This window comes from Neorhizobium phenanthreniclasticum (assembly GCF_040066075.1).
Taxonomy (GTDB): domain Bacteria; phylum Pseudomonadota; class Alphaproteobacteria; order Rhizobiales; family Rhizobiaceae; genus Neorhizobium; species Neorhizobium petrolearium.
Window position 1 is genome coordinate 186,450 of record NZ_JBEAAL010000006.1, and the last position, 24,752, is coordinate 211,201.

General features: G+C 62.0%; 26 protein-coding genes and 1 tRNA gene. 17 read left to right on the forward strand and 10 right to left on the reverse strand.

Translation table 11 applies throughout. The features are described from left to right. Positions 1 to 233 precede the first annotated feature (233 nt). The 5 genes from ABK249_RS10935 to ABK249_RS10955 all read left to right on the forward strand — a co-directional run bounded on the left by ABK249_RS10935 (position 234) and on the right by ABK249_RS10955 (position 5,270). Positions 234 to 1,565 (forward strand): L,D-transpeptidase family protein, encoded by a 1,332-nt coding sequence (locus ABK249_RS10935; protein ID WP_037150937.1) that lies wholly within the window; start codon positions 234 to 236, stop codon positions 1,563 to 1,565. A gap of 175 nt (positions 1,566 to 1,740) precedes the next feature. After that, positions 1,741 to 3,030 carry a serine hydroxymethyltransferase gene (glyA, locus tag ABK249_RS10940; protein ID WP_227702408.1) on the forward strand — a complete coding sequence of 430 codons (1,290 nt, stop codon included), beginning with the start codon at positions 1,741 to 1,743 and terminating at the stop codon, positions 3,028 to 3,030. A 29-nt stretch (positions 3,031 to 3,059) separates the two neighbouring features. After that, positions 3,060 to 3,539 carry a transcriptional regulator NrdR gene (gene nrdR / locus ABK249_RS10945; protein ID WP_037150667.1) on the forward strand — a complete coding sequence of 160 codons (480 nt, stop codon included), beginning with the start codon at positions 3,060 to 3,062 and terminating at the stop codon, positions 3,537 to 3,539. Positions 3,540 to 3,552: 13 nt separating this feature from the next. After that, positions 3,553 to 4,656, forward strand: coding sequence for a bifunctional diaminohydroxyphosphoribosylaminopyrimidine deaminase/5-amino-6-(5-phosphoribosylamino)uracil reductase RibD (gene ribD / locus ABK249_RS10950; RefSeq protein ID WP_227702409.1), 1,104 nt, complete (start codon positions 3,553 to 3,555; stop codon positions 4,654 to 4,656). Then, on the forward strand, positions 4,656 to 5,270 hold the full coding sequence (locus ABK249_RS10955) for a riboflavin synthase (RefSeq protein WP_227702410.1): 615 nt from the start codon (positions 4,656 to 4,658) through the stop codon (positions 5,268 to 5,270). The genes ribD and ABK249_RS10955 overlap by 1 nt, the downstream gene beginning before the upstream one ends. A gap of 3 nt (positions 5,271 to 5,273) precedes the next feature. On the opposite strand, the gene ABK249_RS10960 is transcribed toward ABK249_RS10955, so the two are convergent. Beyond that, complete coding sequence (locus ABK249_RS10960; RefSeq protein WP_227702411.1) at positions 5,274 to 5,888, reverse strand: GNAT family N-acetyltransferase; 615 nt, start codon at positions 5,886 to 5,888, stop codon at positions 5,274 to 5,276. Positions 5,889 to 5,983: 95 nt separating this feature from the next. Next, positions 5,984 to 6,268, reverse strand: a complete 285-nt coding sequence (locus ABK249_RS10965) for an acylphosphatase (protein WP_227702412.1) — start codon at positions 6,266 to 6,268, stop codon at positions 5,984 to 5,986. 710 nt (positions 6,269 to 6,978) lie between these two features. Here ABK249_RS10965 and ribH point away from each other — a divergent pair. From ribH to ABK249_RS10985, 4 genes are all read left to right on the forward strand, one after another. Continuing rightward, positions 6,979 to 7,434: a 6,7-dimethyl-8-ribityllumazine synthase gene (gene ribH / locus ABK249_RS10970; protein WP_037150676.1), complete on the forward strand. Its 456-nt coding sequence runs from the start codon at positions 6,979 to 6,981 to the stop codon at positions 7,432 to 7,434. Positions 7,435 to 7,438: 4 nt separating this feature from the next. Continuing rightward, entirely contained in the window at positions 7,439 to 7,918 is a 480-nt protein-coding gene (gene nusB, locus ABK249_RS10975) for a transcription antitermination factor NusB (protein ID WP_037150948.1), read from the forward strand. A 14-nt stretch (positions 7,919 to 7,932) separates the two neighbouring features. After that, on the forward strand, positions 7,933 to 9,153 hold the full coding sequence (locus ABK249_RS10980; protein WP_227702413.1) for an MFS transporter: 1,221 nt from the start codon (positions 7,933 to 7,935) through the stop codon (positions 9,151 to 9,153). Positions 9,154 to 9,368: 215 nt separating this feature from the next. Further along, complete coding sequence (locus ABK249_RS10985) at positions 9,369 to 11,510, forward strand: sodium-translocating pyrophosphatase (RefSeq protein ID WP_348862855.1); 2,142 nt, start codon at positions 9,369 to 9,371, stop codon at positions 11,508 to 11,510. A 74-nt stretch (positions 11,511 to 11,584) separates the two neighbouring features. On the opposite strand, the gene ABK249_RS10990 is transcribed toward ABK249_RS10985, so the two are convergent. Further along, on the reverse strand, positions 11,585 to 12,109 hold the full coding sequence (locus tag ABK249_RS10990) for an outer membrane protein assembly factor BamE (protein ID WP_227702414.1): 525 nt from the start codon (positions 12,107 to 12,109) through the stop codon (positions 11,585 to 11,587). A 224-nt stretch (positions 12,110 to 12,333) separates the two neighbouring features. Here ABK249_RS10990 and ABK249_RS10995 point away from each other — a divergent pair, with 224 nt between their 5' ends. The 7 genes from ABK249_RS10995 to ABK249_RS11025 all read left to right on the forward strand — a co-directional run bounded on the left by ABK249_RS10995 (position 12,334) and on the right by ABK249_RS11025 (position 17,330). Further along, entirely contained in the window at positions 12,334 to 12,882 is a 549-nt protein-coding gene (locus ABK249_RS10995; RefSeq protein ID WP_037150686.1) for a ubiquinol-cytochrome C chaperone family protein, read from the forward strand. Between the two features lie 6 nt (positions 12,883 to 12,888). Then, the gene (locus tag ABK249_RS11000) at positions 12,889 to 13,455 is read left to right on the forward strand and encodes a YceD family protein (RefSeq protein WP_037150688.1); all 567 of its coding nucleotides are present in this window, start codon (positions 12,889 to 12,891) and stop codon (positions 13,453 to 13,455) included. A 148-nt stretch (positions 13,456 to 13,603) separates the two neighbouring features. Continuing rightward, positions 13,604 to 14,650 (forward strand): phosphate acyltransferase PlsX, encoded by a 1,047-nt coding sequence (gene plsX / locus ABK249_RS11005; protein ID WP_037150950.1) that lies wholly within the window; start codon positions 13,604 to 13,606, stop codon positions 14,648 to 14,650. 18 nt (positions 14,651 to 14,668) lie between these two features. Continuing rightward, entirely contained in the window at positions 14,669 to 15,640 is a 972-nt protein-coding gene (locus tag ABK249_RS11010) for a beta-ketoacyl-ACP synthase III (RefSeq protein ID WP_037150690.1), read from the forward strand. A gap of 119 nt (positions 15,641 to 15,759) precedes the next feature. Next, complete coding sequence (locus ABK249_RS11015; protein WP_037150692.1) at positions 15,760 to 16,098, forward strand: integration host factor subunit alpha; 339 nt, start codon at positions 15,760 to 15,762, stop codon at positions 16,096 to 16,098. Positions 16,099 to 16,254: 156 nt separating this feature from the next. Further along, entirely contained in the window at positions 16,255 to 16,791 is a 537-nt protein-coding gene (locus ABK249_RS11020) for a MerR family transcriptional regulator (protein WP_037150693.1), read from the forward strand. A gap of 104 nt (positions 16,792 to 16,895) precedes the next feature. Continuing rightward, a complete protein-coding gene (locus ABK249_RS11025; RefSeq protein WP_348862859.1) occupies positions 16,896 to 17,330 on the forward strand; it encodes a BA14K family protein in 435 nt (144 codons plus the stop codon). Positions 17,331 to 17,463: 133 nt separating this feature from the next. Here ABK249_RS11025 and ABK249_RS11030 read toward each other — a convergent pair whose 3' ends face one another. Continuing rightward, complete coding sequence (locus tag ABK249_RS11030; protein WP_227702419.1) at positions 17,464 to 18,510, reverse strand: phytanoyl-CoA dioxygenase family protein; 1,047 nt, start codon at positions 18,508 to 18,510, stop codon at positions 17,464 to 17,466. A 288-nt stretch (positions 18,511 to 18,798) separates the two neighbouring features. Here ABK249_RS11030 and ABK249_RS11035 point away from each other — a divergent pair. Further along, positions 18,799 to 18,875: transfer RNA gene (locus ABK249_RS11035), tRNA-Pro, on the forward strand. Positions 18,876 to 19,026: 151 nt separating this feature from the next. Here the strand turns inward: ABK249_RS11035 and ABK249_RS11040 are convergent. The 6 genes from ABK249_RS11040 to ABK249_RS11065 all read right to left on the reverse strand — a co-directional run bounded on the left by ABK249_RS11040 (position 19,027) and on the right by ABK249_RS11065 (position 24,617). Then, complete coding sequence (locus ABK249_RS11040; RefSeq protein ID WP_227702420.1) at positions 19,027 to 19,215, reverse strand: hypothetical protein; 189 nt, start codon at positions 19,213 to 19,215, stop codon at positions 19,027 to 19,029. Positions 19,216 to 19,654: 439 nt separating this feature from the next. Next, positions 19,655 to 19,951 (reverse strand): DNA-binding protein, encoded by a 297-nt coding sequence (locus ABK249_RS11045; protein WP_227702421.1) that lies wholly within the window; start codon positions 19,949 to 19,951, stop codon positions 19,655 to 19,657. Between the two features lie 31 nt (positions 19,952 to 19,982). Further along, complete coding sequence (locus ABK249_RS11050) at positions 19,983 to 21,239, reverse strand: O-antigen ligase family protein (RefSeq protein ID WP_227702422.1); 1,257 nt, start codon at positions 21,237 to 21,239, stop codon at positions 19,983 to 19,985. After that, entirely contained in the window at positions 21,236 to 22,789 is a 1,554-nt protein-coding gene (locus ABK249_RS11055) for an undecaprenyl-phosphate glucose phosphotransferase (protein ID WP_037150699.1), read from the reverse strand. The genes ABK249_RS11050 and ABK249_RS11055 overlap by 4 nt, the downstream gene beginning before the upstream one ends. Before the next feature lie 78 nt (positions 22,790 to 22,867). Then, positions 22,868 to 24,028, reverse strand: a complete 1,161-nt coding sequence (locus ABK249_RS11060) for a glycosyltransferase family 4 protein (RefSeq protein WP_227702423.1) — start codon at positions 24,026 to 24,028, stop codon at positions 22,868 to 22,870. Positions 24,029 to 24,041: 13 nt separating this feature from the next. After that, the gene (locus ABK249_RS11065) at positions 24,042 to 24,617 is read right to left on the reverse strand and encodes a polysaccharide biosynthesis/export family protein (protein ID WP_037150702.1); all 576 of its coding nucleotides are present in this window, start codon (positions 24,615 to 24,617) and stop codon (positions 24,042 to 24,044) included. Positions 24,618 to 24,752: the final 135 nt, after the last annotated feature.

Below are 24,752 nucleotides of genomic sequence, written 5' to 3' on the forward strand. Positions count from 1 at the left end.
AAAAGATCACATGCCCCGCACGGCATTGTGACACGCCGGCACCTGACACCAATTCGCCATATTGCTATGGGACCCGCTGAACCAAAGGGCCGGTGGGGTTTCGTGCGGGACTTCGTGCTTCACGATATCGCGATGACGACGAGGCCGTGGCCGGCGGCGCATTCTTTTGCGCATTTGTTAACCATATCCCGGTAGGCGTTTAAGACGATACTCGGGACCAGATGGGTAGTATGATGTCGAAAAAGACCGGATCCGAAGTTCTGTCCCGCCGCGCGTTGCTCCGCTCGGCCGTTTCCGCCGGAGCTGCGGCGCTTGCCGCACCTGCTCTTGCGCAGTCGGCCGTCGACGACCTCATCAATGCGCCGCGCCGCGGCACCTGGGACGATCAGTTCGACGCCAAGGCGGCGTCGCGCACGGCCGTCGGCGTCGTCTCCAACAATCCGGTTCTCGGCCCCGGCGGTCCGGCGAACATCCAGCAGGCGATTTTCGATTATCAGCAGATCGTTTCGAACGGCGGCTGGCCTGAAATCAATCCCGGCCAGCAGCGTCTCAAGATCGGCGTCGTCGATCCGTCCGTTCAGGTTCTGCGCCAGCGCCTGATGATTTCCGGCGACCTGCCGCGGGAAGCCGGCATCTCGTCCGCTTTCGATTCCTATGTCGACGGCGCGGTGAAGCGCTTCCAGGCCCGTCACGGCCTGCCGGCCGACGGCGTTCTCGGCGAATTCACCGTCAAGGCGCTCAACGTATCGGCCGACGTCCGCCTGCAGCAGTTGAACACGAATCTCGTCCGTCTCCAGACGTTCTCGGGCGATCTCGGCCCCCGCTACGTGATGGTCAACATTCCGGCCGCCTATATCGAGGCGGTGGAGAACGACCGCGTGGCGCTGCGCACCAATGCCGTCGTCGGCCGCATCGACCGGCCGACGCACGCCATCAACTCGAAGATCTACGAAGTCATCCTCAACCCCTATTGGACGGCTCCGCGCTCGATCGTCGAGAAGGACATCGTGCCGCTGATGCGCAAGGATCCGACCTATCTCACCCGCAACAACATCCGCCTGATCGACGGCAAGGGCAACGAAGTCGCGCCGGAAACGGTCGACTGGTTCGCTCCGAAGGCGCCGAACTTCATGTTCCGTCAGGACCCCGGCAAGATCAACGCCATGGCCTCGACGAAGATCAATTTCCACAACCCGAACAACGAATACATGCACGACACGCCCCAGCAGGGCCTGTTCAACAAGCTGATGCGCTTCGAATCCTCGGGCTGCATGCGCGTGCAGAACGTTCGCGACCTCATCACCTGGCTGCTGCGGGACACGCCCGGCTGGTCGCGCCAGGAGATCGAGCGCGTCATCGCCGGCCGCGTCAACACGCCCATCAAGCTGGCGGAGGAAGTGCCGGTCTATATCGTCTACGTCACGGCCTGGTCGGCGAAGGACCGCGTCGTGCAGTTCCGCGACGACATCTACGAACTCGACGGCAATCAGGAACTGGCGCTGCAGACCACGACCGGTGTCGAGAAGCCGGCCGGTTCCATCGAGGACGACATGCTGCCGCAGTAAGCCGGCGCAGTCGTCAGACCATCGAAGGCCGCATCCGCAAAGGGTGCGGCTTTTTCGTTCAAAGGCTTTTCGCCGCGTCTTCAGGCCCGCAAATGTCGTTCTCCATATTGCCCTGTACCCGGCAGGGCGCTAAGACGCGACATCGCATGCCCCACCCCTTCGAGGAGCCTCGCACATGTCGAACACCAATGCCTTCTTCTCCCGTCCTCTCGCCGAATCCGATCCGGAAATCTTTGGTGCGATCGAGAAGGAACTGGGTCGCCAGCGCCATGAGATCGAGCTGATCGCTTCGGAAAACATCGTTTCCCGCGCCGTGCTCGAAGCGCAGGGTTCGATCATGACCAACAAGTATGCGGAGGGTTATCCGGGCAAGCGCTATTACGGCGGCTGCCAGTTCGTCGACATCGCCGAGGAACTGGCGATCGAGCGCGCCAAGAAGCTTTTCGGCGTCAACTTCGTCAACGTCCAGCCGAATTCCGGCTCGCAGATGAACCAGGCGGTTTTCCTGGCGCTGCTGCAGCCCGGCGACACGTTCATGGGCCTGGACCTCAATTCGGGCGGACACCTGACCCACGGCTCGCCGGTCAATATGTCCGGCAAGTGGTTCAACGTCGTTTCCTACGGTGTGCGCGAAGGCGACAATCTCCTCGACATGGACGACGTGCAGAAGAAGGCCGAGGAGCACAAGCCGAAGCTGATCATCGCCGGCGGCACGGCCTATTCCCGCATATGGGACTGGAAGCGTTTTCGCGAGATCGCCGATTCGGTCGGCGCCTACCTGATGGTGGATATGGCCCATATCGCCGGCCTCGTTGCAGGCGGCCAGCATCCGTCGCCGTTCCCGCACTGCCATGTGGCAACGACGACGACGCACAAATCGCTGCGCGGCCCGCGCGGCGGCGTCGTCATGACGAATGACGAGGAACTGGCGAAGAAGATCAATTCGGCCGTCTTCCCGGGCCTGCAGGGCGGTCCGCTGATGCACATCATCGCCGCCAAGGCGGTCGCTTTCGGCGAGGCGCTGCAGCCGGAATTCAAGGAATATGCCGCGCAGATCGTCAAGAACGCCAAGGCGCTTGCCGAGACGCTGAAGGCCGGCGGCCTCGACATCGTTTCCGGCGGCACCGACAACCACCTGATGCTGGTCGATCTCCGCAAGAAGAACGCCACCGGCAAGCGCGCCGAAGCAGCCCTCGGCCGCGGCTACATCACCACCAACAAGAACGGCATTCCATTCGACCCGGAAAAGCCTTTCGTAACCTCCGGCATCCGCCTCGGCACGCCGGCCGGCACGACGCGGGGCTTCAAGGAAGCGGAGTTCAAGGCGATCGGCAACCTGATCGTCGAGGTTCTCGACGGCCTGAAGGTCGCCAATTCCGACGAGGGCAATGCCACCGTGGAAGCCGGCGTTCGGGAAAAGGTCGTGGCGCTCACCGGCCGTTTCCCCATGTACCCTTATATGTAAGCCGAAAACCTAAGACCTAAGGAGAAGCGATGCGCTGCCCCTATTGCGGCTCGGAAGACACGCAGGTCAAGGACTCGCGCCCGGCGGAGGACAATACCTCCATCCGCCGGCGGCGCATCTGCCCGGATTGCGGCGGCCGCTTCACCACGTTCGAGCGGGTGCAACTGCGCGAACTGATGGTCACCAAGAAGACCGGCCGCAAGGTGCCGTTCGACCGCAACAAGCTGGTGCGCTCCTTCCAGATCGCGCTGCGCAAGCGGCCGGTCGACAACGACCGCATCGAGCGGGCGGTCTCCGGCATCGTCCGGCGACTGGAAAGCTCGGGCGAAAGCGAGATTTCGTCGGAGGAAATCGGCCTGCAGGTGCTGGAAGCCTTGAAGAGCCTCGATGACGTGGCCTTCGTGCGCTACGCGTCGGTCTATCGCGATTTCTCCCATGCGGAGGATTTCGAAAAGGTGATCGCCGAGATCAATGCCAAGATCGCTCGCGATCCCGGCGTGGAGCCATAGGAAAGCGTGACGGATGACCGCGGCTGATGACGAAAAGTTCATGACGCGGGCGCTCGAACTGTCGCGTCGGCATACCGGCCTGACCGGCACCAACCCATCGGTCGGCTGCGTCATTGTCAAGGACGGCGAGATCGTCGGCGAGGCGGTAACGGCGCCGGGCGGCAGGCCGCATGCGGAAGCCCAGGCGCTCGCGATCGCCGGCGACAAGGCGAGGGGGGCGACCGTCTATGTCACGCTCGAACCCTGCTCGCACTACGGCAAGACGCCGCCCTGTGCCAATGCGCTGGTGGAAGCCGGCGTCGCCCGCGTCGTCACCTGCCTGACCGACCCGGACCCACGTGTCTCCGGCCGAGGATTGGCGATCCTCGAGGAGGCGGGCATCATCGTGGAAAACGGCTTGATGGAGAAGGAGGGACGGCGGGCGCTCGCCAGCTACCTCATGCGTCAGACGAAGGGCCGCCCCTATGTGACGCTGAAGCTTGCGGTTTCCGCCGATGGCATGCTTGGCCGTCCGGGTGAAGAGGTGGCGATCACAGGGCTGCTCGCCAAGGACGAGGTGCATCGGCTGAGGGCTCAGGCCGATGCCATCCTCGTCGGCATCGGTACGGTGCTTGCGGACGACCCGGAACTCACGGTCCGAATTCCCGGTATGGAGGACAGGTCGCCCACCCGCATCGTTCTCGACAGGCGGCTCGTCCTGCCGCTGACCTCCAATCTTGTGCGGACGGCGAAGGACGTGCCGGTGATTGCGGTTGCCGGCGAACCGCCGTTGTTCAGCGACGATCCGGATCAGGCCGTCATCGAGCGCCGGGAGGCCCTCAGGGCGGCCGGTGTCGAAACGCTCCAATGCGACCCGCACGATCTGGAACTGCTGTTGGGAGCGCTGTCGACCCGGGGGATCTCCTCCATCCTGGTCGAGGGCGGGGCTGCGGTCGCGAAATCCTTCCTGAATGCTGGCCTCGTGGATCGCATCCTGCTGTTCCAGGGCATCGGCACGATTGACGGCAACGGCCTTGAATCGCCCGTCGTGCCATCCGATATCCCGGACGGCTTCGAGCTGGTCGGCGAAGCCGCATACGGTCCTGACCGCGCGTTCGAATACGAAAGGGTCTCCTGATGTTCACCGGAATTGTCACCGATGTCGGCACGGTCTCCGAACTGACGCCGATGGACGAGGGGCTGAAGCTCAGGATCGCCACCAATTACGATCCGAAGACGATCGATATGGGCGCCTCGATCGCCCATGCCGGCGTCTGCCTCACGGTGACCGCTCTTCCGGACGGAGGCAGCAACGAGCGCTGGTTCGAGGTGGAAGCCTGGGAGGAGGCGCTCAGGCTGACGACGGTCTCCGCATGGACCGAGGGTACACGGATCAATCTTGAAAGGCCGCTGAAGATCGGCGACGAGCTCGGCGGCCATATCGTTTCCGGCCATGTGGACGGCAAGGCGGAAATCCTTGCGATCGAGCCGGAAGGCGAGGCGGTGCGCATCCGTCTTCGCGCGCCGGAACATTTGGCTCGCTTCGTCGCGCCGAAGGGTTCGGTCGCGCTCGACGGCACGTCGCTGACGGTCAACGCGGTCGAGGGCACGGATTTCGACGTGCTCCTGATCCGCCATACACTGGCCGTCACCACCTGGGGCGACCGCAAGCCGGGCGACTTCGTCAATTTCGAGGTCGACACCATGGCCCGCTATGCCGCGCGCCTGGCGGAGTTTCCGGCAAAGGGCTGAGGTCTACGCCGCCCGTGCGCCTGCTTCACGGGCAAGCACGACGATCGGGCCGTGGTAGTTGCTGCGGGCGAATTCGTGGAAACCGAACTTGGCGGCAAGCCGCAGAGAGGCCTGGTTTTCCGGGCTGATGATGCAGGTCATTCGCTGGCCTGGAAAATGCGCATCGGCCCAGGCAAGGAGCGCGCCGACCGCCTCCGTCGCATATCCCTTGCCGTGGGCGGAGGGGATGAGCGCCCATCCGGTTTCAAGCGTACCTTCGATAGAAGGCTCGAAATCGCGGCGCATGTCCTGGAAGCCTGCCTCGCCGAGAAGCCGGCCCGTCGCCTTTTCCTCGATCGCCAGGAAACCGAAGCCCATCAGGTGCCACATGCCGTTGACCCGCAGCATCCGCCCCCAGCTGTTTTCCCGCGTAGAGGGAACCCCCGTGATGAAGCGAACAACCTCCGGATCGGCCCAGAATGCCGCATAGGCATCGAAATCCTCGATCCGGTGCGGTCTGAGGATGAGCCGCTCGGTCTCGATCGTTGGGATGCCGGCGCCCTTGCGGGACGTAGCCTGTTCGAACGGGTCGAACGTGAAATCGGCGGAATTGGCGACGGGCCCAGTCGGTTCGTTCATGGCGCGCTCCTCTTTTCTGCGAGGAAAAGACCACGCTTTGTGGCGCTCTGCCAGCCCGAACTTTCAATGTCTTCTTTGGCGCATCGTGGGCGCCGTCACCGGCTGATGCGGAACTCCGTCGGAAACTCTGCCAGTGTGGTCGCTTGTGTTTCCACACCGGAAACCGATGCGGCCGGAGGCCCGCGTCGAAAGCGCTCGATCATCATCGAGACCTCGGCATGAGGGCCTGCAATCAGGGCGACCACCGCCCCGTCCTCTTCGTTGCGGACCCAGCCCGTCAAACCGAGCCGGACCGCCTCGTCGCGTGTCCAGACGCGGAATCTGACGCCCTGGACCCTCCCGGTTATTCTGACAAGGACGGCATTATGATCATCGGACATGGTCGCCTCCTCTTGGCAACGCCATTGAAATGGAAACGAGGGAAGCGGGGTCAAGAGGCATCGGAGCGCGTTCGGCCGCCGGTTCCGCCAGCCGTTCATCCCCCGCGGCGAGGACGTTTCCCCTCTGCAGCTCAAATTCCTCAATCACTTGGCCCTTTTCTCATCCTCGCTCTTCCAACCCATGCCTACAATCTCTCCGCTTCCGTCGCCGGAGTGTTTCGCGAGACGTTCGCGGGCAGGCGGGGGCCGGCGCTTCCATCCGAACCGTAACGTGCGGGGACGGTGGAAGAGGTGAAAGCCATGGAGGAGAGCGGGCGACAAACCCGATCGCCTCCTATCAAGCCTCCCCCTGGCCGCCGGGTCAGGTTCGGTTGAGCCGTGCAAGTGGTGAGCCTGTCCCGAAAAGACGGGCGTGAACGAGACCACGCAGCGAGGCGAGATGATCACCTGTAGGGGCCGGAAGCCCCGAGAGAACGCCGAAGGCCACGCACATGCGCAGCCACCATATTATACATTTGAGAGGTTTCGCATGTGCGTGGGCTCTCCCGTAACTGATTGCGAACTACGCCGGCTTCCGCGCGTAGGCAGATCTGCTGTGCCGGCGCTGCAGGGCTGCGGCTCTAAAAACACTTGCCAATCCGCCCGCGCCATGATTTGACCGCCGCAATCGGGAAAGATGCAAATCCCGCCAATTTCCGCAGGAAAAACCCATGTCCGATACCAAGCCCCACATGCTGATCGTCGAGGCGCGCTTTTACGACGACATGTCCGATGCGCTGCTCGACGGTGCGACTCATGCGCTCAAGGAAGCGGGAGCGACCTATGACGTCGTGACGGTTCCGGGTGCCCTGGAGGTTCCGCCGGCGATCGCGATGGCGCTGGATGCAGCCGAGGAAGGGGGCAGGAATTACGACGGTTTCGTTGCGCTCGGCATGGTGATCCGCGGCGAGACCTATCATTTCGACATCGTCTCGAACGAATCCGCGCGCGCGCTGATGGATCTTGCCGTCTCCGAATCACTGGCGATCGGCAACGGCATCCTGACCTGCGAGAACGAGGAACAGGCCTGGGCGCGTGCGCGCCGTTCGGACAAGGACAAGGGCGGCTTTGCTGCCCGGGCAGCGCTTTCCATGATCGCGCTGCGAGAAAAACTTTATGGTGGTTGATTTCATGACAAAGGAAGGCGAACAGCCGGTCAAGCAGGCCAATCAGCGAGGCGCCGCCCGTCTTGCCGCCGTGCAGGCACTTTATCAGATGGATATAGGCGGCACTGGCGTGCTGGAGGTCGTGGCGGAATACGAGGCCCATCGCCTCGGCCAGGAACTGGACGGCGAGACCTACCTGAAGGCGGATGCCTCCTGGTTCCGCTCCATCGTCTCCGGCGTTGTACGCGACCAGACGAAGATTGACCCGCTGATCCGTGCCTCGCTGCAGGAAGACTGGCCGCTCTCGCGCCTCGATTCGACGCTGCGCGCCATCCTTAGGGCGGGTACGTTCGAGATTCTCGAGCGCAAGGACGTGCCGGTAGCCGTCATCGTCACCGAATATGTCGAAATCGCCCGTGCCTTCTTCGAAGAGGACGAGCCGCGCATCGTCAACGCCGTTCTTGACCGTATCGCCAAGCAGGCGCGCGGCGAAGCGAAGAAATAGCCGGGCAGGGACCTATGGACGCAACGGTGGACGGTCTTCAGAAGCAGTTGCAGACGGCCCGGCGCAGCGTCGCGCTCCTTGCCGCCACCCAGGCGATCCTGGGTTCGGGTCCGCCCATGGTCTTTGCGCTCGGCGGGCTCGCGGGTTATCAGCTTCTCGGTGACGACAAATCGCTTTCGACGGCGCCGCTGACCGGCTTCAATGTCGGCATGGCGGCGGGCGCCGTCGCGATCGCCGTCTCCTCGCGTTTCCTCGGCCGCAAGTCGAGCTTCATGCTGGGCGCACTTCTGGGTGCATTCGGCGCAGCCGTTGCGGCAATCGCGCTCTTCCAGGCGAATTTCTGGCTCTTCGCGCTGGGCCTCTTGCTGATCGGCCTCTGCAACGGCTTCACCCAGAAAATCCGCTTCGCCGCCGCCGATGCCTCGCCGTCCTTCTACAAGCCGAAGGCGATTTCCTGGATTCTGGCGGCCGGCGTCGTCTCTGCGGTGCTCGGCCCGCAACTTGCGATCTGGACCCAGGATCTGTTCGAGCCGGTTCTGTTTGCCGGTGCCTTCATGGCGATCATTCCGCTCTGCTTGCTGGCCATCGCCATGCTTTCGCCGCTGAAACTGCCGGAGGCTGTCGGCACCGCTTCGGCGGGGCCCGTACGACCGCTGCGCGAGATCGTGCTGACGCAGCGCTTCATCACCGGCATGGTCTGCGGCATCGGCTCCTATGCGTTGATGACCTTCATGATGACCGGCGCGCCGCTCGCCATGGTGATCGGCTGCGGTTTCCCGTCGGAAATGGCGACTCTCGGCATCCAGTGGCATGTGCTCGCCATGTTCGCGCCGAGCTTCTTCACCGGCATGCTGATCTCCCGCTTCGGCGTCGAGAAAATCGTCGCCGCAGGCCTTCTCATCCTCATGGGCTGCGCGGTCGTCGCCCATATGGGCATCGAACTCTGGAACTTCTGGGGTGCGCTGGTGCTGCTCGGCATCGGCTGGAACTTCGGCTTCATCGGCTCGACCGCGATCGTCGCCTCCAGCTATCGCCCGCACGAGGCCGACAAGGTGCAGGGTTTCCACGACATCATCCTGTTCACCACGGTGGCCCTCTCGTCGTTCTCCTCCGGCAAGGTCTTCACCGCTTATGGCTGGTCGTTCATGAACCTCATCATCTGGCCGGTGACGATCCTCTGCCTCGTCCTCATCCTGGCGCTGATGGCCAAGTCGCGTTCCACCAAATCTGCTTGAAGTCTTGCCCTTTCGGGCTTGACGCCGGTTCTTCTCCACCGCAATCTCGCCTCCGCGTGAGCGAACCCGAACTCCCGGGGAGGGGAGGCGGTCGCCTGCGCGGAAATGCGCATGGAATATTGCGGTGCTTCTGGCATCTTCGGGAAAGGTGCCGCGCCGCGGGGTGCATGGCCGGAGGGATTTGACCGTCCGGCGCTTAGGGAGAGGGAAAGCGAATGACCGTAATTTGGGGTGTGATCGTCTGCGGCCTGCTGTCGATCATTTATGCCATCTGGGCGACGCGCTCGGTGCTGGCTGCCGATCAGGGCAATCAGCGCATGCAGGAGATCGCCGGCTATATCCGTGAAGGTGCGCAGGCCTATCTGACGCGCCAGTACATGACCATCGCCATGGTCGGCGTCGTGGTGGCCATCCTGGCCTGGCTGCTCCTGTCCGGCTCGGCGGCGATCGGCTTCATCATCGGCGCTGTGCTTTCGGGCGCTGCCGGCTTTATCGGCATGCATGTATCGGTCCGCGCCAACGTGCGCACGGCCCAGGCCTCCTCGCAGAGCCTTGCCGCCGGCCTCGATATCGCTTTCAAGTCGGGCGCGATCACCGGCATGCTGGTGGCGGGCCTCGCTCTCCTCGGCGTTTCGATCTACTACCTAATCCTGACCTCCGTCCTCGGTCACCCGAGCGGCTCTCGTGAAGTGATCGACGCGCTCGTGGCGCTCGGCTTCGGTGCCTCGCTGATCTCGATCTTCGCCCGTCTCGGCGGCGGCATCTTCACCAAGGGCGCGGACGTCGGCGGCGATCTCGTCGGCAAGGTCGAAGCCGGCATTCCGGAAGACGATCCGCGCAATCCGGCAACGATCGCCGACAACGTCGGCGACAATGTCGGCGATTGCGCCGGCATGGCTGCCGACCTCTTCGAGACCTATGCGGTGACCGTCGTCGCCACGATGGTCCTTGCGGCGATCTTCTTTGCCGGTGCGCCGATCCTCGAAACCGTCATGGTCTATCCGCTGGCGATCTGCGGGGCCTGCATCGTCACCTCGATCATCGGCACGTTCTTCGTGAAGCTCGGCTCCAACGGCTCGATCATGGGCGCGCTCTACAAAGGTCTGATCGTCACCGGCCTGTTGTCGATCCTCGGTCTCGGTGCGGCCACATCGCTCACCATTGGCTGGGGAACGATCGGCATGATCGCGGGTATGGAAATCACCGGCACGAATCTGTTCATCTGCGGCCTGCTCGGCCTCGTGGTGACGGCGCTGATCGTGGTGATCACCGAATATTACACCGGCACCAACAAGCGGCCGGTGAACTCGATCGCGCAGGCCTCGGTGACCGGCCACGGCACCAATGTCATTCAGGGCCTGGCCGTATCGCTCGAATCGACCGCCCTCCCGGCGATCGTCATCGTCGGCGGTATTATCGCCACATACCAGTTCGGCGGCCTGTTCGGCACGGCGATCGCGGTGACCACCATGCTCGGCCTTGCCGGCATGATCGTCGCGCTCGACGCCTTCGGCCCGGTGACGGACAATGCCGGCGGCATCGCCGAAATGGCCCACCTGCCGCCGGAAGTGCGCAAGTCGACCGACGCGCTCGACGCGGTCGGCAACACGACCAAGGCCGTCACCAAGGGTTATGCGATCGGTTCGGCGGGCCTGGGCGCGCTGGTTCTCTTCGCCGCCTATTCCAACGACCTGCAGTATTTCGCCGCCAACCCTGCCGAATATCCCTATTTCAGCGGCATCGGTGAAATCTCCTTCAGCCTGTCCAACCCCTATGTTGTCGCTGGCCTGATCTTCGGCGGCCTGATCCCTTACCTCTTCGGTGGCATCGCCATGACCGCCGTCGGCAAGGCGGGTGGTGCGGTGGTCGAGGAAGTCCGCCGCCAGTTTCGTGAGAAGCCCGGTATCATGGAAGGCACGGAAAAGCCGGATTACGGTCGTGCGGTCGACATGCTGACCAAGGCGGCGATCCGCGAGATGATCGTGCCGTCGATGCTTCCGGTTCTGGCGCCGATCGTCGTCTATTTCGGCGTTCTGCTGATCTCCGGCGGCGACAAGGCCTCGGCCTTCGCAGCACTCGGTGCATCGCTGCTGGGCGTCATCGTCAACGGCCTTTTCGTGGCGATCTCCATGACGTCGGGCGGCGGCGCCTGGGACAATGCCAAGAAAAGCTTCGAGGACGGCTTTACCGACAAGGACGGCGTCAAGCACTTCAAGGGCTCGGATGCGCACAAGGCCTCCGTCACCGGCGACACCGTCGGCGATCCCTACAAGGACACGGCCGGCCCGGCTGTCAACCCGGCGATCAAGATCACCAATATCGTGGCGCTGCTGCTGCTTGCGATTCTCGCTGGTTGATATCTTCTGCCTGAAACGGAAAAGGCCCGCGGGGAGCGATCTCCGCGGGCCTTCCCATTCGCAGTCGGCTTTAATCAGTTCCCGAGATTCTGGAAGATGCTGCGGGCTGCGGCCGCACCGCCGCTGGCGGCGCCGGTGCCACCGGACAGGAGCTGCTGCAGGAAGGTGAGGTCGCGGCCGCCGGTCGGCGTCGTGCGCGAGATCGTGTCGAACACCTTGCCATCCTGCAGCGTGTAGTTGGCGCGGCGGGCGACGACGCCGTCCTTGTCGAAATAGATCGCCAGCACCGTCTGCTCGACGAGCCGAGGCTTCATGAAGGCGGCCGCCCGCGTGCGCTTCTGCGAGATGTAATAGAAGACCTCGCTGTCGAAGGTCGCCGTCGTCGACGGGGTGCCCATGGTGAGCAGCACCTGTTCGCGACTCGATCCGACTGGAATGAGGTTCAGCGACTGCTGGTCGATAACATAGCCGTTATACATGGTGTCGCCGATTTGCATGGACGTGCAACCCGAGACGGTGATGGATGCGACGACCATCGCCATCGCGGTCTTATTCAAGAATGTCATCTCGTACCCGAAAACCCGCTTGTTCAACCGCATTCCCCAACTCAACGCGCCCTTGCTGCTCATACCATTGTGGCTATTCGGGGACATAGGATTGATCTTGCTCCCGATATTCGGGCACAAAGATCATCGCCCCGTTCGCTGATCCGGCGGAACGGCATTGCAATTCGTGCCTGCTTCGGTAAACCAGCTTTCGTTTCCATGCAACATGGCCGGGCGCCGCTCTGGGTCATTCGCGGAAGCAAGGAACAGGAATTCGGATGATCTTCGGCCTTTTCAAGAAGAAGAATCGCAATCAGTCGATCGTCGACCGGCAATACGCGGCCTTGACGTCTGCCGCGCGCGTTCCTTTCTTTTATAGCGATCTCGACGTGCCCGACACGGTGATGGGGCGTTTCGAAATGCTCTCGATCGTGATGATCCTGTTCTTTCGCCGCACGGCGAAATCCGACGCCAGCGGCCAGGAACTCGCCCAGGAGATCGTTGATGCCTTCTTCCAGGATATCGACCATTCGATCCGGGAACTCGGCATCGGCGACCAGAGCGTGCCGAAGCGGATGAAGAAACTGGCAGGCATGTTCTACGGGCGCCTGGAGACTTATGCCGCAGCCCTGGAAGAGAGGGATGGCGGGGCACTTGCGGCAGCGGTCCGGCGCAATATCTATCCGGAGAGAGAAGATGCGCCCGCGATGCGTGGGTTGGCGGAGTGGATGATTGCGGCCGAAGTGACACTTGCCGGAGTGTCCGAAGACGAGATTTCCCGCGGGCAGGTCGTTCTGCCGCCGCCGGAGCCTTTGGCGGGAAAGTGAGGTTCCATGAAGAACAAATACGGCGGAGGCGACAAGCCTCCCTTTTCCTATCCCGTGAAAGTCGGGCACATCTCCGCCAATCCCGTGACGGTGCATATCGAGGCGAATGCGCGCGAGCTGGGGGAACTGGCTAGCCTTTGGCAGGTTCTTGCAGTCAATTCGCTGAAGGCAGACCTCCAGGTCGCCCGCTGGAAGAAGGATGGCGTGCGCCTCAAAGGACGGGTCACAGCGGATATCGTCCAGGCCTGCGTAGTGACGCTTGAGCCCGTCAGTTCGAAGATCGACGAGGATTTGGAACAGATCTTCGTGCCGGAAGGCTCGAAACTTGCACGGATCGTCACCAGCGATGCCGCCGAGATGGTGCTTGATCCGGAAGGGCCGGATCTTCCGGAGACCTTTTCCGGTGATACGATCGATGCCGGCGCAGTGGTTGCGGAATTTGCAGCACTTGCCATCGATCCCTATCCGCGCAAGCCCGGTATCGAGTTTGCCGATCACCTGGAAGACGATGCGGATGAGACGCCGGCACGACCCAACCCCTTCGCAGTCCTGAAAGATTGGAAAAAGGACTGAGGGCGGTTGTAAGCGGCAACAAAAACTATATTTTGGCCACGAATTCGCCGGCAGGGCCGCGCATGAGCGGGGTCGCTGGAGACGATAAACTGGCGCATGGCTCCATGATCGGGTGATGCGCTCGGCGAAGATTAAGGATCAGGGACGCGTGATCAGAATTTCTCTCGACGCCATGGGTGGTGATTTTGGTCCCGAGGTCGTCATCCCCGGTGCCGCCAAGGCATTGGAGCGCCATCCGGATGTGACTTTCCTCATCTATGGCCTGAAAGCCCAATGCGAGCCGTGGCTGGCGAAATATCCGAAGCTTCGGGACAGGTCGGTCTTCCATGACTGCGAGTTGGCCGTCAGCATGGAGGAGAAGCCAAGCGCGGCTTTGCGCCGCGGCCGCTATGTCTCGACCATGTGGCGGTCGATCGAAGCCGTCAAGCTCGGCGAGGCGGATGTCGTCGTCTCGGCCGGCAATACCGGCGCGCTGATGGCGATGGCGAAATTCTGTTTGCGCACCATGGCCAATATCGAACGGCCGGCGATCGCAGGCATCTGGCCGACGCTGAAGGGGGAAAGCATCGTGCTCGACATCGGTGCGACGATCGGCGCCGATGCCCAGCAGCTTCTCGATTTCTCGTTGATGGGCGGCGCCATGGCTCGCGCGCTCTTCGAAGTGGAACGGCCGACCGTCGGGCTTCTCAATGTCGGCGTCGAGGAAGTGAAGGGTCAGGAAGAGGTTAGGGAGGCGGGCCGCCTGATCCGTGAAGCCAACCTGCCGACGATCGCCTATCACGGTTTCGTGGAAGGCGACGACATCGGCAAGGGCACCGTCGACGTTGTGGTGACCGAAGGGTTCACCGGCAATATCGCGCTGAAGGCGGCAGAAGGCACCGCGCGGCAGATCGCTACGCTTTTACGCGAGGCGATGTCCCGTACCGTCTTCGCCAGGATCGGTTACCTGTTTGCCAAGGGCGCCTTCGACCGGTTGCGCGAGAAGATGGACCCGCGCAAGGTCAATGGCGGTGTTTTCCTTGGGCTGAACGGTATCGTCATCAAGAGCCATGGCGGTACGGATGCGGAGGGTTTCGCTGCGGCGATCGACGTCGGCTACGACATGGCGCGCAATGATCTCAATGAAAAGATCGCGCAGGATTTGAATTTTTATCATGCCCGTCGCCAGCCGCCGGCTGGTCCCGAAGCGGCATGACGACAGGATGTAGTGTAAATGATCCGTTCAGTGGTTCGCGGTTACGGAGCAGCGCTCCCAAAGCGGGTAATGACCAACAAAGAGTTGGAAGGTGTCGTCGAGACTTCCGATGAATGGATCGTCCAGCGGACCGGCATTCGCCAGCGCTACATCGCGGGCGAGGGGGAGACCACGGCTTCGCTTGGCGCGGAGGCGGCGCGCGCGGCGCTTGACAATGCCGGCCTGACGCCGGACGACATCGATCTTGTGCTGGTCGCGACCTCGACGCCCGATAATACTTTTCCGGCGACGGCCGTCGACATCCAGAGGCGGCTCGGCATGACCCACGGCTATGCCTTCGACATGCAGGCTGTCTGTTCCGGCTTCGTCTATGCGATGGCGACCGCCGATCTGTATATCCGCGGCGGCATGGCGAAGCGCGTGCTCGTCATCGGCGCGGAAACCTTCTCCCGCATCCTTGACTGGAAGGACCGGACCACCTGCGTGCTCTTCGGCGACGGCGCTGGCGCGCTCGTTCTGGAAGCGCAGGAAGGCAAGGGCACGATCTTCGACCGCGGCATACTGACCGCGCATCTGCGCTCCGACGGCACGCACAAGGAGAAGCTCTACGTGGATGGCGGGCCTTCCTCGACCGGCACCGTCGGCCATCTGCGGATGGAGGGCCGCGAGGTCTTCAAACATGCCGTCGGCATGATCACCGACGTGATCGAAGCTGCGTTCGCCGCGACCGGTACGACTGCGGAAGATCTCGACTGGCTGGTTCCGCATCAGGCCAACCGCCGCATCATCGACGGCTCGGCCAAGAAACTCGGCATTCCGCTCGAAAAAGTGGTCGTGACGGTCGACCTGCACGGCAACACGTCTGCTGCCTCGATTCCGTTGGCGCTCTCGGTCGCGGCTTCCGACGGGCGCATCAAGAAAGGCGATCTGGTCATGCTGGAAGCGATGGGGGGAGGCTTCACCTGGGGTGCGCTGCTCGTCCGCTGGTAAGGCGATACCGTGCGGTCAAACCAAATAAGTGATTGAGCACAGGTGCTTGACCCTCGCGCCCAAGCAAAATACTCTCTATCGGCTTCGAAAAGATCAATATCGAGAATTGGGCGGGGATCATGGCCGGCAAGACAGTGACACGAGCGGACCTTGCAGAATCGGTATTCCGCAAGGTCGGGCTTTCGCGGACGGAATCGGCCGAGCTTGTCGAGACGGTCATCGATGAGATTTGCAACGCGATCATCCGGGGCGAGGTCGTCAAGCTTTCCTCCTTCGCAACATTCCAGGTGCGGTCCAAGAACGAGCGGATCGGTCGCAATCCGAAAACCGGCGAGGAAGTGCCGATCTCGCCGCGTAGGGTCATGACTTTCAAGGCTTCCAACGTTCTCAAGCAGCGCATTCTGAAGGCGCATACGGCACGCAAGGCGAAGCAGAAGCCGGCAAGCCCGGTCGCCTGACGCGGCTGCAGTCTTCTCCAATCTTGTGAACATACTTGAATCTCGCGGCTTAAACCGTTGAGATATGTTCGATTCGCCGCATAATCATTGAATGTCTCGGAGGCTGGATGCCTATCGGCGGGGAGAATCGGCAGTTCGCTGTTGGGAGAGTGACACTTGGACAAGAGCCCGGACGCCTTTCGTACGATCAGCGAGGTCGCAGACGATCTCGATCTGCCCCAGCATGTGCTGCGTTTCTGGGAGACGCGCTTTCCGCAGATCAGGCCGATGAAGCGTGGCGGCGGACGGCGCTACTACCGTCCCGAAGACGTGGATCTGTTGAAGGGCATCCGCCATTTGCTCTATGACCATGGTTATACGATCAAGGGCGTTCAGAAGCTCCTGAAGACGAACGGCAACAAGTTCGTTGCGGCGATTGCTTCCGGCGACCTTGCCACCATGGAAGCGCTCATGGCGGCAAACACCGAGAAGCATGTCGAGCCGAAGGTCAGCACGACCGAAGAAGATCAGATCGTCGGGCGTCCCAAGGTCAAGCCAAGCGGCCGGTTTTTCGGCTTCGGCTCTTCCCATGACGACGATGTGCCGGAAGTCTCGGTCGGCAAGTCGAGCGTCGGCAAGGAGGATCGCGCGCTCCTGCAGGAGGCGCTGTTCGATCTTCTGGAATGCAAGCGCCTGCTCGATCAGGTCAGGTAGAGCACTAATCTTTGCGCATATAACGATGAATTTACCATTCACCTCTGGTTCAGGCGAAAAGGAGGAATATTTTCTTCAATAGGAAGGATCAGAGGAGGTGAATTATGAGGAAGAAGCTCGCAATCATCGGCTTGTCCCTGATCACGGCTTTCACAGGTGTCGCGCCGGCCCAGGCCTTTCCGTTGGTGAGCGCGCCGAGGATCGAGGCGCCGCAGGCCGCAGAACAGGTGCAATACTGGCGACATCGCGATCGCCGGGACCGCCGCTACTATCGCGACCGCTATTACCGCGACCGCTACTACCGCCGTCATCATCGTCACGGTCCGGATGCCGGCGCGATCATCGGTGGTCTGGCTTTGGGTGCGATCATCGGCGGTGCGCTGGCACAGCCACGCTATGCGCCGCCGCGCCGGTACTACAGAGGCGCAAGCGCCCATACGCGCTGGTGCTATGCCCGCTACCGGTCGTACAGGGCTTATGACAACACGTTCCAGCCCTATCACGGCCCACGCCGCCGGTGCATCTCGCCGTATTACTGAGGTCGCGGAAAGCTCCGCTCCGTCGCCGAAGGCGGGGCGGGTTCCCGTGTCCGGAGCGGCTTTGCAGGCGTCGTGTGCATTCGGTGGATTTTTCCCTTGCACCGGCAGTCGGTGGAGCCGGCGATCAGCGGTTCTATGTGCGAGGCTGGCGGGGGCGAACCTTGCCGATCAGGCGCATCGGTGAGCGATAGAGGCCAAGCCGCGTCGCCAGGTTTTCGACATGCCAGGCGAGGGTTTGCTTGCACCCGCGAACAAAGGGCAGCCGGGCAAGATCGGGGCCGACGAAGGGAAGAAACGGGTTCAATCGCTGCGAGGTATAGATTTCCACTCTTATGGAAGGGCGGGCGGAATATCCGCGAGCGTGAAATCCGAATGTGTCGCCGATAATCAGCGTATTTGCCGGAACTGCAAATGCGGTCGGCGGCGGCAGATGCAATCGCTTCAGCATGGATCGGGAAATCCTGAACGCTCCGCCGGACTTCGCGCGGGCGGCGCTGATGCTCATGCGTTTCTGCCAGGCAAGCCGGCGCCTGGTAAGTTTATGCGATCCCGCGACATAGGTGAAAGGCCCTTCGTCCTCGGGCACGTCATGGAGGAAATACCAGGCTTTCACCGTCGGATGAAATGTATCCATATGCAAATTGGTCTGCGGATCCTTCTTGTCGAGATGAACGGAAGGCGTGCCGAAAATCGTTTGGACCGAGACGAGGGGTTCGCTATTGAAGCCACCGACATAGCGAACGGCATTCAACCAGCTGCTATCGTCCAAGAGAGCCCTTATCGTCGGGGAATCGCCGAGAATGCCCGGCCACAGCGGCATGCGGCGCGTGACGGCAGCCCCCTCCTTCATTTCAAGCGCCGGCGCTTCCAGCGCATCGATCTCGGCAACGAGTTTCCGGAACGCCGCTTCGGGAAGGAGGTTGCGGCGTTCAATGTAACCGTTTTCGGCAAAAAAGTTGCGTTCTTCTTCCGGAACGAGATGCTGCAATTTCCGGCGCCGTGACGCGGCGATTTTCGCGGCCAGCTTCACACGCCAGATATGCAATCCGCGCCGGTTCAGCCGTTCATTGCCAAGAATGGGATTCTTCCGGAAACTCTTTGCGGTGGAAAAAATCTGCAGCGTGTAGAGGGGTGACAGGACGATCGTCTTCAATAAACGTAAAAGGCCGCTTCTCGCCACTCGTTCTTCCTTCTCATGCCAATGAAACCGGAGAGAGTAACAGGATAGAAACTCGCACGGCCCTGTCAACGGTCACGGCGAAGCACTTTCCGGACGGGGCTTGTTGAGGCTTCGATACCGGCCCTCGTCGCAAGCCGCTTCCTCCCTCGGGGTGGATGAAGAACATCCGGCTTTCCGCCTCCAAAGTCCCACGTGGGACTTTTGTACCGATTTGTTCTCCGTGACCGAAAATAAGGGCTTGCATCCGCAAGCCCGAAAGACTAGGGAAATCCTGCTCATAGAGCTGGTCGGGGCGTAGCGCAGCCCGGTAGCGCACTTGACTGGGGGTCAAGGGGTCGTGGGTTCAAATCCCGCCGCCCCGACCATTTAACTCTTTGAATTCCCCGTCATAATCGTTGTTCCTGTGTCTGCCCGGCAGAGGGGTGGCGCGGGGACAAGACCGAAAAGCGACCTGTTCAGGACTTCGGGAAACGAGGGTCGAATCTGCTTATCATGCAAGATTGTGGACGCCGGCACTCAGCGGAAGCGCGGTGCCCGGCTGGCGTTCATCAGAAGTTCCTGCTGGGATGCGAAGGGGCCGAGAAGCTTCAGGAGACGGGCTTCCTCCCGCCTGTCTAGGCGATAGCGCTTGGCGAACTCAGCGACGCTCCAGACTTTCTTCAAACCCTTGTTCTCAACTTCGCCGATGTTGATGTTTGTCGTCATGGCCTTCCCCTCTTTTGCTTATTCAGACCTCAATGTTCATGAATGAATCTTTGTTCCCGGAATTCTGCGCTTTTATTGTTAAAAATGTACATGCTAATTGGCCCTCGGGTCCCTTAGACTTTGATACTGCCCTCACGAAGATCGTCTGGACGCAATCAGGTGCTTTCCCGATAAACGTGGAAACCGAAGCCGACAATGATCAGGATCAAACCGACGATGACGAGATGGCAATCGTCGGGGCAGGTCATGCGCGGCGCCTTTCACCGTCCGGATCGGTGAAACACGCATGAAGACCAGGGAGATCTTGAGGCGCAGCCGGCCTTCTCTCCAGATCAGGATGATTTTTAAGCCCGATCTGCCTGAAATCTGAATCCTGGTCTACATCAAAAGGTTAGCGGGATATTACCCGAAAACCGCTCACACCTTTCGGCATCCCGCTCTAGCCGTCGTTGGCGGCATTGAGGTTCTGCGGTCGGATGCCTTCGTCATGGAACTGCTGGCGCAGCCGGACACCTGGTCCCGCGCCGGGATCGTCGCCCTCGCCGGCGCCGAGGAAAAGGATGCCTCTCGATTCGAAGATGGTGCGCAGCCGTTCGGTTACCCCCGCATCGGCGAAGACCTGGGCGGCTTCGGCTTCCTCGATGGCGGTTTTGGAAAGACCGGAAGCGGCGGAAAGGTCCTCCACCGTCATTCCCGTCATGGCACGCGCGGCGCGCAATTGAGAGGCGATCAGCATGGGAACAGATTTGGCGCGAAGAGGCCGGAAGTCAAGTCCGGGCTGTGGCAGGCGAGGCAGGCCGACGGGAAAGAGTGTGGCGATGTTCGAGTGCGGCGCAGCCCCAGACGATGCCGAGCAGCAGGTAGAAATGCCGCCAGTGGTCGGTGTCGATGACGTTGCCGATGATCGCATGGCCGAGGATCATCACCCAGGCGATCATCAGGTAGGGCTGCCAGGGGCGTTCGCGCAGCATGTAGCGGAAGCCGAACCACAGCGTCGACCAGATCATGACCTGATAGGTGATCGCGCCGAGCCAGCCATAGGTCGTCAGCGTCTTCAGCCAGATATTGTGCTCGTCTTCGCCGAATATCTTGCCGAACGCCATCGGTCCCAGCCCGAGCGGCCGTTCCATCGCCATCAGGAAGCCGATCTTGTGGCGTTCGAAGCGTCCGAGACGTGCGCCGTCGTATTCCTGCACCAATCTCGCGCGGTTCGTGAAGAGATCGGAGACCTGCGGAAATTGCAGCGCGATCGCAAGCGCCAGTACGAGGAAGACCGCAGCCCCCACCGAGATCGCCAGGATCTTGAAGCGGAAGGCGGTCGTCCGCTCTTTCAGCAGCATGACGACGACGAGCGCGACGCCCGCAAAGACGAGCAGGCCCCAGGCGGCGCGCGAGAAGGACAGGAAGATGCCGAGCGCCAGGATCAATATGCCGAGGATCAGCAGCGGCGCCTTCAAAAGCGGTCCCGTCAGCAGGCGGTAGAGCAGGTAGAGGAGGGGGGCGACCAGATAGGGGCCGAAGACGTTCGGGTCCTGGAACGCGCCCATGGCGCGGTTGTAGCGGGTGAAGACATGCGCGCCCGGAAAGACGTTGAAGTAACCGGCAATACCGAGCGTCGCCGTGATGATCGCCGCCGCCACCCATGCCTTGAAGATCAGGTCGAGCCGCCGGTGATCGCTTTCGATCATCGCGGCATAGAAGACCGAACTCAACGCCAGGAAAGTCGAGACGGCGAAATACATCGGCGCCCCGCTCATGTCCTTCATGACGAACATGGTGGTGAGGCCGCTCAGGTTGAAGATGAGCAGCATGACCAGAAGCGGCGCGACCGTACGGGATATCGCAAGGCCCAGCAGGAACCAGATGGCGATCTGGATCACCATGATCAGTTCGTAAGGCGCGGGTTCCGAGATCACGAAGCCGGACAGGAAGACGCCGAAGGCGAGCATGCCGGAACCGGCGAGCTTCAGGGCCGCAAGCCGGCTGTCGAAATGCACCTGGTGATCATGGGAGAGTGCGCTCAATAGGCGTTGTCCGTGTTGAGCAGCCGGACCGGCGTGAGGAACAGGATCTTCAGGTCGAAGAGCAGCGACCAGTTCTCGATATAGTCGAGATCATAAGCCGTGCGGGCGCGGATCTTTTCGTCGCTGTCGAGTTCGCCGCGAAGCCCGTTGATCTGCGCCCAGCCGGTGACGCCGGGCTTGACGCGGTGGCGGGCGAAATAGCTCTCGACCACGTCGACATATTTGCGCGTTCCCGTTTGCGCACTCACCGCATGCGGGCGCGGGCCGACGAGGGAAAGCTCGCCGCGGAGCACGTTGAAGAGCTGCGGCAGCTCATCGATCGAGGATTTGCGCAGGAAGCGGCCGACCGGTGTCACGCGCGGATCGCCTTTGGTGACGGCCCTGATCGCGGTCTGGTCGCTCATGTCGGTGTACATGGAGCGGAATTTCAGCACCTCGATCACCTCGTTGTTGAAGCCGTGGCGCTTCTGGCGAAAGAGGATCGGCCCCTTGGACGTGGTCTTCACGGCGATCGCCGCGGCAAGCATGATCGGCCAGAAGAGCACGATCGCGATCAGCGAAAAGGCGATGTCGAAGACACGCTTGGCAACCGAATCCCAATCGCGGATCGGCTTGTCGAAAAGGTCGAACATCGGCACGGCGCCGACATGCGAATAGGAGCGCGGACGGAAACGCAGGCGGTTGGCGTGCGCGGCGAGGCGGATGTCGACCGGCAGCACCCAGAGTTTGCGCAGAAGCTGCAGGATGCGCTGCTCGGCGGTGGCGGGAAGCGCGATGATCAGCATGTCGATGCGGGCAAGCCGTGCGAATTCGACGAGTTCCGCAAAGGTGCCGAGCTTCGGATAACCGGCGACCACGGTCGGGGAACGTTCGCTGTTGCGGTCATCGAAGATGCCACAGATGCGGATGTCGTTGTCGGGCTGCTGCTCGAGCTGGCGCACGAGCTGCTTGGCAGGCTCGCCGCCGCCGACGATGACGGCACGGCGCTCCATGACCCCGTTTCGGGCCCAGTTGCGGATGGCGAAGGCGGTGAGCTGGCGTTCGAGGAACAGGAAGCCGGCGCCGGCGACGAACCAGACGAGAAGGGCGGCGATGGAGTAGGGGCGAGGCTCTGCGAAATAGAGGGCTGCGGCGGTCGCCAGAAAGCCGAGCGTCCAGCCGATGAAGACGCGGCTGGCAGTACGGCTGGCACCGCGCAGAGACGGAATCTGATAGGTATCGGCAACCTGCAACAGCAGGACCGTGAGTGTCGCCCCCGATGTGATGAGGGCGAAGCGGGCAAGAAAATCGCCGGTATCGATCGGCGCCATCAACGCACCGACGAGCAGGCCGATCGCCAGCAGCACCGCGAGTTCGAACAGGCGGAACTGGCCGATCAGCATGGTCGGCGAGGTGCTGTCGTTGCGAAACTGCTCGGCGATCTGCCGGGCAAACGGATTGAGCGCAGTGACATCCGCCGGATCAGGGCTTTCGCCGGTGTTGCGTATCTCCGAAGCCTTCCGGCGAAGACTTTCCATATCGAACTGTTCGGACTTGCTTGGCTGGTTCATGGCCGATCCCTTCGACCTCCGACCCCTGCGGGTTGGAAGGCATGCGAACCGCTTAGCAAAAAGAGGTGAAGGAAGCCTTTAACGATGTCCTGCAACAGGGTTGGGATCTAACAGATCTTGATACAGTTCCAGCATCTCCCGGGCCATGACCGAGGCGGAGAACACCGCCTTGAAGGCTTCCGGTTTCGGCATGACGCGATCCTTCCAGCCGGGCGTGGTGACCGCTTGTGTCATGACGCGGGCGAGATCCTCCGCATTGCCGGGCACTGCAAGGGCTTCACTCGTCTCGCCGAGCACTTCCGGAATGCCGCCGACCCGCGAGGCGATCACCGCCTTGCCGGCCGCAAGCGCCTCCAGCACGATATAGGGCATGGCTTCCGCGCGGGAGGGAACAACGACGATCTTCGCCTGAGCAAAAGCCTCCCGCGCCGGCATGGCCGGTTTCATCTCGATGCGGCGGCCAAGCCCGCGCTCCGCCATCATCGCCTCGTAACGGTCCCGGTCCGGCCCATCGCCGACCATCAGGGCCAGGAGTGGGTACCCGACGGCTCGCTCGGTCCGGGCGAAGGCGTCGATGAAGACATCCGGGCCTTTGAGGTCGCGCAGCATGCCGATATAGAGGAAATGCGGAGCCGACGGGTCGGCGGCGATCGTCTCGAACTCGGCATCCTTGATGCCGTTGTAGATGACTTTGGTGAGCGTGCGCGGCTTTCCGACCTTGGCTTCGTAGGTGCGCCGCTCGTAATCGCAGACAAAGACGAGGGCATCGCCGAAATGCTCCTGGAAACGTTCGAGGCCGAGCACGATTCGACCGGACAGGCTCGACCGATCGAAATGCAGGCTGCCTCCGTGAGGCGAATAAAGGCGGGCTACGCGATACTTGTTGACCCGCAGCGTTGAGCCGATCAGCCGGGCCAATGCGCCGCCCTTGGCGCCATGCCCATGCAGGATATCCGGCTTCAAACTTTTGATATGTTTATAACTTCTGTAGATGGCCATGAGGTCGGATGGAACGATCGCACGGCGCAGCGGAATACGGGTGAGGCCGAGCGAAAGCTGCGGCTCGATGCTTTGGAAAAGCCGGTCCTCATGCGCTCCGCCGGTCGAGCTGTCGCACAGAATGCCGACCTCGTGGCCTGCGGCCCGATGCTCCTCGACCAGATCGCGCACATGGCGGAAGATTCCGCCGACGGGCGATCGGAAGCAGTGGAGTATCCTCAAGGGCGCGCGCTCGGCCATATCTATGGTCCGGTCAGAAGAGCCGCTCACGGACATAGATCGTATCGCCTGCCAGCACCGGCGCGGTGACCGTCGTGCGGCCCGTGATCACCCGGTCGTTGATCTTGCGGGTGACGTCGACATCGCGCTGGTTGCCGCGGGAGGTGAAGCCGCCGGCAATCGCGATGGCGTTCTGGGCGGTCATGCCGGGAACGTAGGAATATTGTCCAGGCCGCCCCACTTCACCCATCACGAAGACGGGCCGATAGCGGTCGACTTCGATCGTCACGTCCGGATCGCGCAGGTAACCCTGCCGGAGGCGGGCAGCGATCGCGCCTTCCAGTGCCGGCATCGTCTGGCCGCGTGCCGCCACCTGACCGATCAGCGGGAAGGCGATATAACCGGCCTGGTCGACCGTATAGGTGTTGCTGAGGCTTGGCTGTTCGAAAACGCTGATGCGCAGCCGGTCGCCGCTGTCGAGCCGGTAAGGCTGGACCGTCGCTTCCTGAAAGCTTCTGGGCGCCGGCGCATTGCTCGTGCAGCCGGCAATCGCCGTCACGGCCACGGCAAGTGCGAGCGCCAGCACATGTTGGGGGCGAGCGAAGGACATTTCCGCTTCCGAGCTCCGGCTGTTCATACCATTGCGCCCGTTATCGATCCGTTAGGGTTAATGCCCGGTAAAGAGGCTGCAAGTTTGCGCTTTATGGTGGAGCCGGTGCTACCCTGAAAGAGCATTAACCCTCGC

Excerpts from the sequence above, each read along its gene's own strand:
- ABK249_RS10935 (WP_037150937.1), top strand. The coding sequence starts at position 234 with ATGTCGAAAAAGACCGGATCCGAAGTTCTGTCCCGCCGCGCGTTGCTC.
- glyA (WP_227702408.1), top strand. The coding sequence starts at position 1,741 with ATGTCGAACACCAATGCCTTCTTCTCCCGTCCTCTCGCCGAATCCGAT.
- nrdR (WP_037150667.1), top strand. The coding sequence starts at position 3,060 with ATGCGCTGCCCCTATTGCGGCTCGGAAGACACGCAGGTCAAGGACTCG.
- ribD (WP_227702409.1), top strand. The coding sequence starts at position 3,553 with ATGACCGCGGCTGATGACGAAAAGTTCATGACGCGGGCGCTCGAACTG.
- ABK249_RS10955 (WP_227702410.1), top strand. The coding sequence starts at position 4,656 with ATGTTCACCGGAATTGTCACCGATGTCGGCACGGTCTCCGAACTGACG.
- ABK249_RS10960 (WP_227702411.1), bottom strand. The coding sequence starts at position 5,888 with ATGAACGAACCGACTGGGCCCGTCGCCAATTCCGCCGATTTCACGTTC.
- ABK249_RS10965 (WP_227702412.1), bottom strand. The coding sequence starts at position 6,268 with ATGTCCGATGATCATAATGCCGTCCTTGTCAGAATAACCGGGAGGGTC.
- ribH (WP_037150676.1), top strand. The coding sequence starts at position 6,979 with ATGTCCGATACCAAGCCCCACATGCTGATCGTCGAGGCGCGCTTTTAC.
- nusB (WP_037150948.1), top strand. The coding sequence starts at position 7,439 with ATGACAAAGGAAGGCGAACAGCCGGTCAAGCAGGCCAATCAGCGAGGC.
- ABK249_RS10980 (WP_227702413.1), top strand. The coding sequence starts at position 7,933 with ATGGACGCAACGGTGGACGGTCTTCAGAAGCAGTTGCAGACGGCCCGG.
- ABK249_RS10985 (WP_348862855.1), top strand. The coding sequence starts at position 9,369 with ATGACCGTAATTTGGGGTGTGATCGTCTGCGGCCTGCTGTCGATCATT.
- ABK249_RS10990 (WP_227702414.1), bottom strand. The coding sequence starts at position 12,109 with ATGCGGTTGAACAAGCGGGTTTTCGGGTACGAGATGACATTCTTGAAT.
- ABK249_RS10995 (WP_037150686.1), top strand. The coding sequence starts at position 12,334 with ATGATCTTCGGCCTTTTCAAGAAGAAGAATCGCAATCAGTCGATCGTC.
- ABK249_RS11000 (WP_037150688.1), top strand. The coding sequence starts at position 12,889 with ATGAAGAACAAATACGGCGGAGGCGACAAGCCTCCCTTTTCCTATCCC.
- ABK249_RS11010 (WP_037150690.1), top strand. The coding sequence starts at position 14,669 with ATGATCCGTTCAGTGGTTCGCGGTTACGGAGCAGCGCTCCCAAAGCGG.
- ABK249_RS11015 (WP_037150692.1), top strand. The coding sequence starts at position 15,760 with ATGGCCGGCAAGACAGTGACACGAGCGGACCTTGCAGAATCGGTATTC.
- ABK249_RS11025 (WP_348862859.1), top strand. The coding sequence starts at position 16,896 with ATGAGGAAGAAGCTCGCAATCATCGGCTTGTCCCTGATCACGGCTTTC.
- ABK249_RS11040 (WP_227702420.1), bottom strand. The coding sequence starts at position 19,215 with ATGACGACAAACATCAACATCGGCGAAGTTGAGAACAAGGGTTTGAAG.
- ABK249_RS11045 (WP_227702421.1), bottom strand. The coding sequence starts at position 19,951 with ATGCTGATCGCCTCTCAATTGCGCGCCGCGCGTGCCATGACGGGAATG.
- ABK249_RS11055 (WP_037150699.1), bottom strand. The coding sequence starts at position 22,789 with ATGAACCAGCCAAGCAAGTCCGAACAGTTCGATATGGAAAGTCTTCGC.
- ABK249_RS11060 (WP_227702423.1), bottom strand. The coding sequence starts at position 24,028 with ATGGCCGAGCGCGCGCCCTTGAGGATACTCCACTGCTTCCGATCGCCC.
- ABK249_RS11065 (WP_037150702.1), bottom strand. The coding sequence starts at position 24,617 with ATGTCCTTCGCTCGCCCCCAACATGTGCTGGCGCTCGCACTTGCCGTG.